This window comes from Buttiauxella brennerae ATCC 51605, assembly GCF_001654925.1.
Classification (GTDB): domain Bacteria; phylum Pseudomonadota; class Gammaproteobacteria; order Enterobacterales; family Enterobacteriaceae; genus Buttiauxella; species Buttiauxella brennerae.
In genome coordinates this window covers 72,347-86,826 of the sequence record NZ_LXER01000006.1, presented here as the reverse complement: position 1 = coordinate 86,826, position 14,480 = coordinate 72,347, and the positions used below count along the sequence as shown (strand labels likewise).

At 51.0% G+C, this 14,480-nt stretch carries 13 protein-coding genes; 3 read left to right on the top strand and 10 right to left on the bottom strand.

Annotation, left to right across the window (positions count from 1 at the left end; translation table 11 throughout):
• Nucleotides 1-19: 19 nt before the first annotated feature.
• The 3 genes from yajC to queA all read right to left on the bottom strand — a co-directional run bounded on the left by yajC (nt 20) and on the right by queA (nt 2,652).
• Nucleotides 20-352: a preprotein translocase subunit YajC gene (gene yajC, locus M975_RS01650; RefSeq protein ID WP_064556985.1), complete on the bottom strand. Its 333-nt coding sequence runs from the start codon at nt 350-352 to the stop codon at nt 20-22.
• 21 nt (nt 353-373) lie between these two features.
• Complete coding sequence (gene tgt / locus M975_RS01645) at nt 374-1,501, bottom strand: tRNA guanosine(34) transglycosylase Tgt (RefSeq protein ID WP_064556984.1); 1,128 nt, start codon at nt 1,499-1,501, stop codon at nt 374-376.
• Between the two features lie 80 nt (nt 1,502-1,581).
• Nucleotides 1,582-2,652, bottom strand: a complete 1,071-nt coding sequence (gene queA, locus M975_RS01640) for a tRNA preQ1(34) S-adenosylmethionine ribosyltransferase-isomerase QueA (RefSeq protein ID WP_064556983.1) — start codon at nt 2,650-2,652, stop codon at nt 1,582-1,584.
• Nucleotides 2,653-2,754: 102 nt separating this feature from the next.
• Between queA and acpH the strand changes: the two genes are divergently transcribed.
• Together acpH and M975_RS01630 are read left to right on the top strand one after the other, a co-directional pair.
• On the top strand, nt 2,755-3,336 hold the full coding sequence (gene acpH / locus M975_RS01635) for an ACP phosphodiesterase (protein ID WP_064557641.1): 582 nt from the start codon (nt 2,755-2,757) through the stop codon (nt 3,334-3,336).
• Between the two features lie 201 nt (nt 3,337-3,537).
• A complete protein-coding gene (locus M975_RS01630; protein ID WP_064556982.1) occupies nt 3,538-4,140 on the top strand; it encodes a peroxiredoxin C in 603 nt (200 codons plus the stop codon).
• A 69-nt stretch (nt 4,141-4,209) separates the two neighbouring features.
• On the opposite strand, the gene M975_RS01625 is transcribed toward M975_RS01630, so the two are convergent.
• From M975_RS01625 to malZ, 3 genes are all read right to left on the bottom strand, one after another.
• The gene (locus M975_RS01625) at nt 4,210-6,078 is read right to left on the bottom strand and encodes an amidohydrolase (protein ID WP_064556981.1); all 1,869 of its coding nucleotides are present in this window, start codon (nt 6,076-6,078) and stop codon (nt 4,210-4,212) included.
• 23 nt (nt 6,079-6,101) lie between these two features.
• Nucleotides 6,102-6,644 (bottom strand): antibiotic biosynthesis monooxygenase, encoded by a 543-nt coding sequence (locus M975_RS01620; protein WP_064556980.1) that lies wholly within the window; start codon nt 6,642-6,644, stop codon nt 6,102-6,104.
• 204 nt (nt 6,645-6,848) lie between these two features.
• Nucleotides 6,849-8,666 carry a maltodextrin glucosidase gene (gene malZ, locus M975_RS01615; RefSeq protein ID WP_064556979.1) on the bottom strand — a complete coding sequence of 606 codons (1,818 nt, stop codon included), beginning with the start codon at nt 8,664-8,666 and terminating at the stop codon, nt 6,849-6,851.
• Nucleotides 8,667-8,838: 172 nt separating this feature from the next.
• Here malZ and M975_RS01610 point away from each other — a divergent pair, with 172 nt between their 5' ends.
• Nucleotides 8,839-9,132 carry a YicS family protein gene (locus tag M975_RS01610; protein ID WP_064556978.1) on the top strand — a complete coding sequence of 98 codons (294 nt, stop codon included), beginning with the start codon at nt 8,839-8,841 and terminating at the stop codon, nt 9,130-9,132.
• A gap of 46 nt (nt 9,133-9,178) precedes the next feature.
• On the opposite strand, the gene proY is transcribed toward M975_RS01610, so the two are convergent.
• From proY to phoB, 4 genes are all read right to left on the bottom strand, one after another.
• On the bottom strand, nt 9,179-10,561 hold the full coding sequence (proY, locus tag M975_RS01605) for a proline-specific permease ProY (RefSeq protein WP_064556977.1): 1,383 nt from the start codon (nt 10,559-10,561) through the stop codon (nt 9,179-9,181).
• A gap of 71 nt (nt 10,562-10,632) precedes the next feature.
• A complete protein-coding gene (gene brnQ / locus M975_RS01600) occupies nt 10,633-11,955 on the bottom strand; it encodes a branched-chain amino acid transporter carrier protein BrnQ (protein WP_064556976.1) in 1,323 nt (440 codons plus the stop codon).
• 418 nt (nt 11,956-12,373) lie between these two features.
• Nucleotides 12,374-13,681 carry a phosphate regulon sensor histidine kinase PhoR gene (phoR, locus tag M975_RS01590; RefSeq protein WP_064556973.1) on the bottom strand — a complete coding sequence of 436 codons (1,308 nt, stop codon included), beginning with the start codon at nt 13,679-13,681 and terminating at the stop codon, nt 12,374-12,376.
• 22 nt (nt 13,682-13,703) lie between these two features.
• The gene (gene phoB, locus M975_RS01585) at nt 13,704-14,393 is read right to left on the bottom strand and encodes a phosphate response regulator transcription factor PhoB (protein ID WP_064516559.1); all 690 of its coding nucleotides are present in this window, start codon (nt 14,391-14,393) and stop codon (nt 13,704-13,706) included.
• Nucleotides 14,394-14,480: the final 87 nt, after the last annotated feature.

The window sequence follows — 14,480 nt, the reverse complement described above, 5'->3', positions numbered from 1 at the left end:
CCTTAGGGAAAAACGAAAATTACAGCGCCTTCATAGTGCCTTTCGGCAGAACGGCAGCTACGAAATCACGTTTGATAACCACTTCAGTGGTGTCGTTTAACGCGATAGAGATATAGCCAGTTTCAGCTACTTTCACTACGCGACCAACCAGACCACCAGTAGTCAACACTTCATCCCCTTTAGAGATGGAGTCCATCAGCTTTTTATGCTCTTTGGTACGTTTTTGCTGTGGGCGCAAGATCATGAAATAGAAGATCAGACCAAAAACCACCAGCATAAGAATCAAAGAATACGGGCTACCCTGCGACGGAGCACCTGTTGCAGCAACCGCATCAGAAATGATAAAGCTCATTAAAAATCCCTCATTATTAAATTAATCAACATTCAAAGGTGGAACTGGTTTACCGATTCGCTCGTAGAAATCACTCACGAAGTGCTCTAATTTACCCTCTTCAATGGCCTTGCGTAAACCAGCCATTAAACGCTGGTAATAGCGCAGGTTATGAATAGTGTTGAGCCGCGCACCGAGTATTTCGTTGCAACGGTCAAGATGATACAAGTAGGCACGTGAATAATTGCGACACGTATAGCAATCACACTCAGAATCCAGCGTAGAAGTATCATCTTTATGCTTCGCATTACGAATTTTCACCACGCCATCGGTGACAAAAAGGTGACCATTACGTGCATTACGAGTTGGCATCACGCAGTCGAACATATCAATACCGCGACGAACACCTTCAACCAGATCTTCCGGTTTCCCTACGCCCATCAGGTAACGAGGCTTGTCAGCAGGGATTTGCGGGCAGACATGTTCCAGAATGCGGTGCATGTCTTCCTTTGGTTCGCCTACAGCCAGGCCGCCGACAGCGTAGCCATCAAAGCCAATATCTACCAGACCTTTTACCGAGATATCTCGTAAATCTTCGTAAACGCTACCCTGAATAATGCCGAACAAGGCATTTTTATTCTCAAGAGAATCAAAGCGATCGCGGCTACGTTGTGCCCAACGCAGAGACATCTCCATTGAACGCTTCGCATAATCCCAATCAGCAGGATATGGCGTACATTCGTCGAAAATCATGACGATGTCAGAACCGAGATCGTATTGAATTTCCATGGATTTTTCAGGATCGAGGAAAATTGCATCGCCGTTGATTGGGTTACGGAAGTGCACACCCGCTTCGGTAATTTTACGAATATCGCCGAGGCTGAATACCTGGAAACCACCGGAGTCGGTCAGGATTGGGCCTTTCCACTGCATGAAATCATGCAAGTCACCATGCAACTTCATGATTTCCTGGCCAGGACGCAACCACAGGTGGAAGGTGTTACCCAGAATAATTTGTGCGCCAGTGGCTTCAACTTCTTCCGGCGTCATCCCTTTTACGGTGCCGTAGGTGCCAACAGGCATAAAGGCAGGCGTTTCAACTACGCCACGGTCGAACACCAGGCGGCCACGGCGAGCGCGTCCGTCGGTAGTATCTAATTCAAATTTCACATTTCCTCCCGCATCAGAGAAACAGTCTGATGATTAAGACAAAAACGCCGTCGGGTTATCCGGCGGCGCGTAATAGAGTTTTAAGCGCCAGGGCGCTCATTAATCGCCTGCGGATTGTACGTGATATACATGGCATCCCCGTAACTAAAAAAGCGATATTCGGAACTTACGGCTTCTTTATAGGCGTTCATGGTGTTTTTATAACCAGCGAACGCGGAAACCAACATGATCAGCGTCGATTCCGGCAGGTGGAAGTTGGTCACCAGCGCATCAATCACTTTGTATTGGTAGCCTGGGTAGATAAAGATTTGCGTGTCACCGAAGAAAGGTTCGATGAGGCCATTTTTCGACGCCTGTGCGGCACTTTCCAACGAACGAACCGATGTGGTGCCAACCGCAATAACGCGATTACCACGCGCTTTACAGGCTAATACGGCATCAACCACATCCTGCGGCACTTCCGCATATTCGGAGTGCATGATGTGGTCTTCGATACTATCCACGCGCACTGGCTGGAATGTCCCCGCACCAACGTGCAGCGTAACAAACGCCTGTCCAATCCCTTTATTGCGCAGCGCTTCCAGCAGCGGTTCATCAAAATGCAGGCCGGCAGTCGGTGCCGCTACCGCGCCAGGTTTCTGGCTATAAACCGTTTGATACAGTTCCCGGTCGGCGTCTTCATCCGGGCGGTCGATGTACGGTGGCAGTGGCATATGGCCGATGCTGTTTAAGATATCGAGTACGCTGCGCTCGTCTTCAAACTGCACTTCGAACAACGCATCATGGCGCGCAACCATTGTGGCATGTACGCTTTCATCATCACCCAACAGTAACTGTGCACCCGGCTTCGGTGCCTTAGAGGCGCGGATATGCGCAAGAATACGTTTGTCATCAAGCATGCGCTCGACCAGGACTTCAATCTTGCCGCCGCTCGCTTTGCGGCCAAAAAGGCGCGCCGGGATCACACGGGTATTGTTAAAGACCAGCAGATCTCCAGGGTTGAGCTTATCGAGCAAATCGGTGAAAGTGCCATGCGTCAAATTACCCGTTGGCCCATCCAGAGACAGCAAACGGCACCCGCTGCGCTGTGCTTGCGGATAGTGGGCAATCAAGGATTCAGGTAATTCAAAGGTAAAATCAGCAACACGCATGGTAAAGAACTCAAGACTGAAAAAGAGGCGCTACAGTCTAGTGCCAGGGGCCTGCACCTGCAAGAAATAAGCCTCCAAAAAACATTAATGGATATTGTGAATATGAATTTTCTCGCCCATTTACATCTCGCAAGCCTTGCCGACAGCTCACTACTGGGGAATTTGTTGGCCGATTTCGTCCGTGGTAACCCGGATGAAAGTTATCCTGGCGACGTAGTGGCGGGTATCCATATGCATCGTCGCGTGGATGTTTTTACCGACAGGCTGCCGGAAGTGGCCGTGGCGCGTCAATGGTTTCGCCCCCAAACGCGTCGCGTCGCACCGATCACGTTGGATGTGATGTGGGACCATTTCGTTTCGCGCCACTGGCACACGCTAAACCCGAACATTCCGCTGGCAGAGTTTATCGCCCTGGCGCGCGCGAATATCGAACCGAACTTAGCGGACACACCGCCACGCTTTATCAATCTTAACCAATATCTGTGGGACGAGCGCTGGATGGAGCGTTACAGCGACATGGCATTCATTGCTAACGTTCTCAATGGCATGGCTACGCGTAGACCAAAACTTGATGCTTTGCGAGCGTCCTGGCAAGATCTGGATACCCACTACAATGCCCTTGAAGCGTTGTTCTGGCAGTTTTACCCACGCATGATGGCAATGGCCGAACAAAAGAATTTGTAACCGATCCCAGCCTCGCGATTAAATTCTTGCCCTTTTATAAAAAAGGGCTATTTTGGATCGCTGCTGTGTGATTATTCATTTTTTGATAGGTAAATCCTATCTGATTAATTGGCGCAGTATGCTTGAGTTAGAGGGATTGCCACCCCTATACTCCCCCCCGTTGCGTTAACACTCACTTTAACAAAATTAACAGGAGTACATATGGTCCTGGTTACTCGTCCAGCCCCTGACTTTACTGCTGCAGCCGTACTCGGCAGTGGCGAAATCGTTGAAAACTTCAACTTCAAAGCACACACCAATGGTAAAACCACCGTTGTGTTCTTCTGGCCAATGGACTTCACTTTCGTCTGCCCGTCTGAACTGATTGCGTTCGACAAGCGTTACGAAGAATTCCAGAAACGTGGCGTAGAAGTCGTTGGTGTATCTTTTGACTCCGAATTCGTTCACAACGCATGGCGTAAAACCCCTGTTGATAAAGGCGGCATCGGCGAAGTGAAATACGCGATGGTTGCTGACATTAAGCGTGAAATTCAGAAAGCTTATGGCATCGAACATCCAGACGCAGGTGTTGCTCTGCGTGGTTCTTTCCTGATCGACACCAACGGTATCGTGCGTCACCAGGTTGTTAACGACCTGCCGCTGGGCCGTAACGTTGATGAAATGCTGCGTATGGTTGATGCGCTGCAATTCCACGAAGAGCACGGCGAAGTGTGCCCAGCTCAGTGGGAAAAAGGTAAAGAAGGCATGAACGCGTCTCCAGACGGCGTTGCTAAATACCTGAGCGAAAACGTTTCTAGCCTGTAATAGCTAAACGTTTTTGACTAAAAGGCCGCGCAAGCGGCCTTTGTTGTTTCTGGCAGAGACCACATCGTTTTAAAAAGCAAAACAAGAACACCCCATCACTCCCCAGAAAGCCCCTTCATCCGCCACTGGGATCGCCGATTTGCGCGCCGTATCGTGCCGGTGACCATGCACATTGCAGCTCCCACAACATTGATGCACCTGCGCCATCATGCCCACTTTTGCGGCCTCTGGCGGAGCCGATCGGTAATGCCCCGGCACGTTGGTGACAGGCGACCATTCGGGCACCACAGGAATTGACGGCGGAGCAAGTGGCGCAAATGCCCCAGCGGCATACACCACTTTGCCATCCACCAGCGTAAGTACCGATTCAATACCTTTAATTTCCTCTTCTGCTACCCGGAAGAAATCCTTTGAGAGCACGACCAAATCAGCTAATTGCCCGGTCTGAATCCGCCCTTTCTTGCCTTGTTCATTCGAGAACCACGCGCTGCCTGCTGTCCATAGCTCCAGTGCGACGTCACGCGAAAGACGATTGTTATCATCGTACATTTGCATCCCGCCCACCGTGCGACCGGACACCAGCCAGTACAGCGCCGTCCACGGGTTGTAACTGGCGACACGCGTCGCATCAGTGCCTAAACCAACAGGGAGTTCAGCGGCTAGCATTTTGGCAATCGGTGGCGTTTGTTTGACGGCTTCGATGCCATAACGCGCGGCATAATATTCCCCCTGAAACGCCATACGATGCTGAACAGCAATCCCACCGCCCAGCGCTTTAACGCGCTCAATATTCTTTTCGCTGATGGTTTCTGCATGGTCAAACAGCCAGTGCAGACCATTAAACGGAATGTCACGATTCACCTTTTCAAAAACATCCAGCATGCGGCTGATGGACTCGTTGTAGGTCGCATGCAAACGGAACGGCCAGCGCTGTTCAACCAAATGATGCACCACGCGTTCCAGCTCTTGTTCCATACCATCAGGCAAATCCGGGCGAGGCTGTAAAAAATCTTCAAAATCGGCGGCGGAAAAGACCAGCATTTCTCCGGCACCGTTCGCACGATAGAAATCCGTCCCCTGCCCCGGTTTAAGCATATCGGTCCACTTTTCAAAATCTTCCAGTTCATGCTGCGGCCGCTGGGTAAACAGGTTATAGGCGATACGCACCGTCATCTGCTGTTGCGCGTGAAGCTGGTCGATAATCTGGTAATCCTCAGGGTAATTCTGGAAGCCGCCGCCAGCATCAATGGCGCTGGTGACGCCTAACCGGTTGAGTTCCCGCATAAACTGGCGCGTCGAATTGACCTGCATATCCAGCGGCAGCTTCGGCCCTTTCGCCAGTGTCGAATAAAGGATCATCGCATTCGGTTTGGCAATCAGCATGCCGGTCGGGTTGCCGTTGCGGTCACGCATGATTTCACCGCCCGGTGGGTTTGGCGTCTCTTTGGTATAACCCACCGCCTTGAGTGCGGCCTGGTTTAACAACGCCCGGTCATAAAGATGCAGAACAAAAACGGGCGTATCCGGTGCCGCTTCGTTGAGTTCTTCAAGCGTCGGCATGCGGCGTTCGGCAAATTGAAATTCCGTCCAGCCACCGACCACGCGAACCCATTGCGGAAATGGCGTGCGCAAAGCCTGCTCTTTTAGCATGCGCAAAGCATCCGCAAGCGAAGGAACACCTTCCCAACGCAGTTCCAGGTTGTAATTCAGTCCGCCGCGAATCAGGTGCAAATGCGAGTCGTTAAGGCCGGGGATCACCGTATGGCCTTTGAGATCGATACGTTGTGTTTGAGAGTCAGAAAAGCTCATCACGAATGAATCGCTTCCTGCTGCAATAATTTTCCCGTCTTTGATGGCCACCGCTTCAGCGAGCGGCGCTTCGCTATTGAGAGTGTGAAACTGACCGTTACTGAGAATGAGTGAGGCAATTTGCGACATAACCAGTTCTCCTCGGTGAAGCATTATTTTTTCAGCCAGCCAGCAAACAGGCGCGTCATTATCGGCATCCATAGCCACACTACCAGCGCCACGACCAGCGCAACATTGATGAAATTTAACCCCAGAGAGCCTTTAAGCGAGGGGAAAAGCACGGCAGTGACAGGCGGAATGATGTTGGTACTGGGGAAAATCACCGCCAGCGTGATGAGGAACTGCTTCCACTTTGCCGGGCGTTTGATGGTCGGGGTTTCCGGTGTGAACCAAAAAGCGCTTTCAGTGCGCACTTCCAGATGATCGTCTTGACTGAGGATCGGTTTGATCTCATCGACGAGCACTTCTCGCTCCGCAGATTTCGTCCAGGCTGTGAGATTTTCCAGCGTATCGAAGCGAATAACGATGTTGTACACATCGTTCCCGGTTGTTGGGCGAATGACGTGCACACCGAGGTGCCCAGGATAGCGAGCAGCAGTGGGCATGATTCTCTCAAGCCATTGCTCATAACGCGCAGCCTGGCCCGATTTAATGGCATGGGTAATCACCAGCGTGACAGTATTGTTGTCAGGCATGAGTTGTTCCTTTGAATCAGGCTTTTCCGCTCTGGCGCGCCATGGGCCATCGTGTAGACATTGTTGGCAACACCAGACGATATTTACAGTGGGTGATCGATAAAAATCAGTGTCGAGTGAGTCGGGTCTTAAGCAGGGGGGACGAAGAATAAGAATAGCACCGGTTTTCCCCTCCGCCTGGCAAAAGGGAAACCGGTTACAGAATCACAGGCAACGCCACACCGAAACAGAAACTTCAGGCAACGAGAGCTGATGGTTTTCAAAACTCGCTTCCCCCTCAAGCTGAGTCCAGGTTTTGTTGTTTAGCAATGGCTCCCATGGCAAGTTAACCGCCGCTTCATCACCACGGTTAAGCGCCACCAGTATTCGCTCGTTCTGGTAAACCCGGACGAACACTACGACATCACCGTCGGCATAAACCACCTCGCAGCCGCCGTTACGCAAGGCCCGACTCTTGTGGCGCAACTTACCAAGCCGTTGGTAAAGCGCCAGCAGATCGAGATCCTGATGATCCGGGTTCCACGGGAATGGCTTACGACAGAACGGATCGTTATTGCCATCGAGACCGACTTCATCGCCGTAGTAAACGCAAGGCACGCCTGGCCAGCAATAGAGCCACACCACCGCCAGCGGTAACCTGTCGACGTCATTACCCAGAATCGACTTGAAACGCGCGGTGTCATGGCTATCAAGCTGGTTAAACATCCGCAATTGCTGCTGCTGAGAAAGCCCCGCACGATATTCATCCATCCAGGCCATACATGTTTGTGCGTCGATATGCTGCGGATCGTAGGAAATATCGGTGTTCGCAAGGAACCCCCACAGCGGGAATGTGAAGCCACGGTAGTTCATTGCCGCATCTTCAGTGTCATTCTGTAGCCACTGTCGCGCATCCCCAAAATGCTCGCCCAACACATAAGCATCGGGATTGGTCTCTTTTGCAGCTTTGGTAATGCCAGTGACATGCAGGAAGTTATTCCTCGCCCCACCAGCCTCACCGAGCATATGCACCACATCAAGCCGCCAGCCGTCGATGCCCCACGGCTCACGTAACCAATGGCGCACAATACTGTCCTCCCCCTGGTAAACTTCATCGACCAACGAGGAAGACTGGTAATCCAGTTTCGGCAAGCTGGAATAGCCAAGCCAGTCGAGTGCATGCCCCTCTTGGTTATAGCTGTAAAAATCACGCCATGGAGATTGTGGATTGTGGCTCGCCCCCTCTCCATGAGTTTGCTGCCTGTCAAACCACTGATGCGTATCACCACTATGGTTAAACACGCCGTCCAGCATCAGGCGCATGCCGTATTTCTGAGTATTTTTACGCAGGCGCAAAAAGGCGTGATCGCCGCCGAACTGCACATCTACGTGGCGATAATCCTGAGTATCGTATTTATGTACGCTCGGCGCGGTGAAGATAGGATTGAGATACAGCGCGGTGACTCCGAGCTTTTTCAGGTACGGCAGGTTTTCGCTAATCCCATCCAGATCGCCGCCATAAAATGTCGATCCGCCGGCATCTCCACTGAGCGGTTCATCCCAATTGCGCAAAATGATGTCGCGTTTTGCCGCATGGTGATAATAAACCTGATCCTGCTCTGGCGTGCGTTGCTCACTACGCGCAAAACGATCGGGGAAAATCTGATAGAAGATCTGATCTTGTACCCATTGCGGGCCGTCATCCGGAAGATCGATCGCAAACTGCTCAAGTCTTGCAGGCGGAATTGATCTCAAACCTTGCGGTGTTAGCCAGCGCTGTTTATCCAACCACAGCAGCTTGAAGCTGTAGCGTCGGCGCGGCTGCCCTTCGGTTAGATCAATCACACCTCGCCATGCCACCACACCCTCTTCGGGAGCCACTTTTTGGCGCGTCATCTGTATTGAGGTTTCTTCATTATCCTTTTCGTAACGCAGAACTACACGTTGCGGTAAATCATCGCCAGAAACCCACAGTGTGATGTACAACTTGTCTTTACGTGTTTGTATGAAAGGGGGCACCGGAAGGTGCCATGCATTCAACATAATCGTATCCCCAGAAAATTTATTGCCGCCACCTTGCCACAGCGTAGCTGGCTATCACTCATCGTTGCTATTTTTATTGGGGGATGAAAGCGGGGGATGAGAGATTGAGCCGTTTGCTTAATAAGTTAGCGCTACCTATAGTGAGAATATTCTCACCATTCAGGAGACCGTTATGTCTATCGTCCGAAATATTACTCTGCTTCTTTGTGTGGTCTGGTCTGCCAATTCTCTGGCAAATTCGGCTTACGAATCTCTGCAGTTTGGCAAATATAAACAACAAATTATCAGCGATTTAAAGAAGGCTTGCCACCCGCAGAAGAAAACATCTGATGAGGTCTGGGCGAATAAAATCCTCTCTAATGAGGATAATAAAGCCTATATCCGTGATGCGAGGATTGCTCTTGAGCGCAATAACGAGAAAAACTACTGGGATGCGATAAGTAAAGTGGAATGCCCTGAAATGTAAGCAGCAAGGTGGATTTCGCTTGCGCTAGTCCACCTGACAACGGTGATTAAACTCCGTTGCCGCTTTCGCTTGCGGCGAGTATCTGGCGGCGTTTGAATAGCCAGCCGACCATCAGCAAGACAATCCACACACAGCCGACATACAGCGAAATGCGGGTGTCCGGGTGCCAGCCAATGAGCGCGATAATAAACACCAGGAACACTAGCCCGACTGCTGTGGTCGCAACGCCACCCGGAACCGGGAATTTCAGCGCCTTTGTCTGTTCTGGTGAGAGTTTGCGGCGGAAAGCGATTTGCGATAGCAGAATCATTATCCATACCCACACGGTGGCAAATGTTGCCAACGACGCAATCACCAGGAAGACGTTTTCCGGGATCAGATAATTGAGCACTACCGCCAGTAGCAGCGCGCAGCACATCACTAATACGGTGACCCACGGAATACCGTTACGTGAGGTTTTGGCGAACACTTTCGGCGCACTGCCCTGTTCCGCCATACCATGCAGCATGCGGCCTACACCGAATACGTCACTGTTAATGGCAGAAAGCGAGGCTGTGATAACAACAAAGTTCAGAATGCCTGCCGCAGCCGTTATCCCCATATGCTGGAAAGTCAGCACGAACGGGCTACCTTCCGTCCCAACCTGGTTCCACGGGTAAATCGACATGATGACAAACAGCGTGCCCACATAGAACACCAGAATGCGTAAAGGAACAGAGTTGATCGCACGTGGAATCGACTTCTGCGGGTCTTTCGCTTCACCGGCAGTAATGCCAATGATTTCAATACCGCCGTAAGCAAACATCACCATCTGCAACGACATAATCATGCCTATCCAGCCATTGCTGAAGAAGCCGCCATTGCTCCATAAGTTATGAATACCTGTTGGCTTGCCGCCGTTACCAATACCCCACACGATGATGCCGATGCCGGCAGCAATCATGATGATGATGGTAGCAACCTTGAAGAACGAGAACCAAAACTCCAGCTCGCCGAACACCTTCACGCTCATCAGGTTAATGGCGCAAATAATCAGCACCACGCTCAATACCCAGACCCAATGTGGCACTGCGGGGAACCAGAGCCCCATATAGATACCGAAGGCGGTAACATCCGCAATCGCCACAATCAGGATCTCAAAACAGTAGGTCCAACCGGTGATATAACCTGCCAACGGGCCAAGGTTATCTTGCGCGTAACGTGAAAACGAACTGGCGGAAGGGTTGTGTACCGACATCTCGCCCAGCGCACGCATAATGATATATGCCGCCACCCCGCCGATAATGTAAGCCAGCAGCACGCTTGGCCCTGCCATTTTGATTGCATCTGCCGAGCCGTAAAACAGCCCGGTGCCAATTGCCGAGCCCAACGCCATAAAGCGTATGTGCCGGGTACTCAAGCCGCGCTTGAGTTTATTAGCGTTTTCCATTGATTCCATACCTGCTTAACAATAAAAAAAACCACGGAGCAAAGCCCCGTGGTTGAACATAATTTTAATTTTTAGTGAGCGGCGGATGCCACCTGTCGCCCTGCGGCACGGTCCCAAATGATGGCAATAACCACCATGATGACCGTTGGTGCTAGCCATGCCAACCCTTGATCAGCAAGCGGCAAACGCGCCGTCCACGCTGGTAAAATATCACTGATTGCCGAAGCTTTAATCCCATCAAGGATACCGAACAAGGTACTGATGAGCATCGCCGGAGCGATAATGCGAGTTGAATTATGCCACCAGGGACGGGTGAAACTCAGTACCACCAGCGCAATACACGGTGGGTAAATTGCCGTCAGCACTGGAATCGAAATCTGAATCAAATGGCTCAGGCCGAGGTTAGAAACCACCATCGAGAACAGGCCAAGGATAAACACCAGCGAGCGGTAAGACAGTGGCAGATACTGGCTGAAGAACTCAGCACACGCACAAGTCAGGCCAATCGCCGTCACCATACACGCGAGGAAAATCAGTGCGGCAAGGAAGAAGCTACCGGCACCACCGAAGGTATGAGCAACATACGCATGCAGAATTGCGGCACCGTTCGCATTTTGATCGCTAACCAGCGATGCGCTGTCTGAACCCAGGCGGAACAGAGCAAGGTAAATCAGCGTTAAACCAACACCTGCAATCAGGCCAGCCCAGATGGTATAGCGCGTCAGCAAGCGAGATTCAGTAACGCCACGTGAACGCGCTGCGTTAACAATGACAATCCCGAAGACCAAAGATGCCAGCGTATCCATGGTCAGATAACCATTGACGAAGCCGTTAGAAAACGCCGCATGTTGGTACGCTTCAGTCGCGGTGCTGATACCACCAGCAGGCCACAGAATCGCGCCGACTGACAACGCTAACAGCGCGACAATTTTTACAGGAGCCAGCACATGACCAACGGTATCCAGCAATTTACCTGGATACAAAGAGATGGCCATAACAATGGCAAAATAAACCAGGCTGTAGATAAACAGAGCAAGTTCACTGCTGCCAACCAGCGGCGCAATCCCCACTTCGAAGGAAACAGTCGCTGTACGAGGTGTCGCAAACAGTGGACCAACGGCCAGATAACAAACGGTGGCCAACAGCACACCGGCACGGCGGCCAATCGGCGAGCTCAGGCTATCAATACCGCCGCCCACACGAGCAATAGCAACGATAGTCAGCACCGGCAGGCCGACTGCGGTAACCAGGAAGCCAAGCGAGGCAATCCAGACATGCTCACCGGCTTGTAACCCCACCATGGGTGGGAAAATGATATTGCCTGCTCCGACAAACAGCGCAAAGGTCATAAAGCCCAGGGCGAGGATGTCTCGAGATTTCAAATGATGAGTCATAAAATTTATACAGCCTGTGGATGTGTGGTGTTGAAAGTTTTGAAAATATTCAAATTTTTATACCTGTTAACTCGGCATAAAAGCGGCAATTGGTAGTTACGACAGCGGAAAATCCTTTCCGGGATCGGTGGAGAAGAATAGTTGTTTGAATTACCACTCAAATCCAGTCGGTCTACGAATTACAGGGGCGCAATTAAAACGCTTATAGCGTTTGAAGGCAAGAAGGGATCTAAAAACCAGATTGATATCCTTAAATTAGCCAGGAAGTTAGAGGATAAGTTTATCCATCAGAAAATATCATGGTCGTTTATGCGGTCAAATTATAACCGATCGAGGATTATTGATTTACATCTGAGCAAAAAAAACACAGGCCAGAAGACTGGCCTGCGGAAAGTTTTTTTGACACAGCCAGAGCAAGCTACTCTGGCTGAACCACTTTTTCGTTAACGATAAGACGCTCAGGCAGTACAAAGGAAAAGGTCGTTCCCTTACCCGGCTGGCTTTCAATATGAAGACGCGCATCATGATGGCTCAAGGCATGTTTCACTATCGCAAGCCCCAGCCCGCTGCCACCGGTTTGCCGTGAACGCGCTTTATCCACGCGGTAGAAACGCTCGGTCAGGCGTGGAATGTGTTCGGCTGAAATGCCCGGTCCCGTGTCCGCAACGCTAAAGCACGCCCCACCCACAGCCCGTTTCCAGCTCACGGTAATATGTGTGCCATCTGGCGTATGGTTTACGGCGTTATAAACGAGGTTTGAAATCGCGCTACGCAGCTGCTCTTCGTTACCAAACACTTTTAGAGCCGGATCAATATCAAACTGTAGCGACTGTCTTTGCTGACTTAGGGTTTGCGCTTCGCGCTCCACCACACGCAACATCAGTGGCACATCAATCTTTTCATTGAGCACCATCGCGGGTGCAGCTTCAATTTTTGACAACGTGAGAAGCTGTTTAACCAGCCCTTCCATACGCGAAGTTTGTTCGCGCATCGTGCCCAGCGCTTTCTCGCGCAGCGGGCCTTCAAGGGTTTGATCCTGCATCATCTCCAGATAACCTTGCAGCACCGTTAACGGCGTACGCAGTTCATGGCTGACGTTGGCAAAGAAGTTGCGACGCGCCCCTTCAAGCTGGTGCATCTGAGTCACATCACGCGCCACTAACAGCCACTGTTCGTCGCTGTATGGCATCACGCGGAACTCCAGATGGCGGCCATTATTGAGTACCAGTGTCAGCGGGCGAGAAAAATCTTTCTGCGACAAATAGCGGGTAAATTCAGGGTAACGCAGCAAGTTAAGGATGTTCTGGCCGTTATCGTCCGGCCAACGCAAGCCCAGCAATTGTTGAGCCAAGCCGTTACACCAAAAAATCGTCCCTTCTTCAGTGGTGAGCACAACCGCATCGGGCAATGATTCTGCACCGCTACGAAAGCGCTTAATCAGATTGCCTAATTCTTTACGGCGCTTTTTATTACGCAGTTGCATCTGGTGAAGGCCGTACAACAGCGGATCCCAACTCCCCCGCCCCGGCGGTGGTGTCATACTGCGATCAACCCACAGCCACCACGACAGACGCAGCAAATTCCAGAAATGCCAGACCAGCAGTCCGGTGACTGCCAGCAATAAAAACCAGGGTAAATGGCCAAAAATAAGGCCCAAGATAGCGGCTGGTATGCAACAGAGCACAAGCTCCATCACCAGCCTTTTCCATGACAACCGTTCCAGCACGCGTCAATCTCCTGATAAGGAACTAAAAGCGGGTTGAGAACCGATAACCCGTACCGCGTACTGTTTGCACCATTCTGTCGTGTCCACTGTGTTCGAGTGCCTTGCGTAAACGCCGAATATGCACATCCACCGTGCGATCTTCGACATAAACATTGGTACCCCATACATGGTTAAGTAATTGTTCACGGCTATACACACGCTCCGGGTGTGTCATAAAGAAGTGCAGTAGCTTAAATTCTGTTGGCCCCATGTCCAATGGATTTTCCCCGGTCATCACGCGATGCGACGACGGGTCGAGAATCAGCCCCTGCATATCGATCACTTCTTCTACTGCCATCGGAGAGATACGGCGCATCACAGCTTTAATACGCGCCACCAACTCTTTCGGAGAAAACGGCTTAGTAATATAGTCATCGGCCCCAACTTCGAGACCTCGCACACGGTCTTCTTCTTCCCCCCGCGCAGTCAGCATCATCACCGGTATATCACGCGTCATAGCTTCACGTTTCAGGTGCTTAATAAACTGAATACCGGAGCCGCCTGGCAGCATCCAGTCCAGCAGAATAAGGTCGGGGAAAGGTTCGATAAGCAAGTTCACTGCACTGTCATAATCTTCCGCTTCAACTGGCTGAAAACCGTTTTGCTCAAGCACAAAACTGACCATCTCGCGGATTGGAGCTTCATCTTCTACGACCAGAATGCGTTTCGCCATGATTTGTCTTGTCCAGGGAATAATTATTGTTGTTTCAATGCGGTGCCATTATGCGTCAGATTTATGACAGATTTATGAAAAAAATGA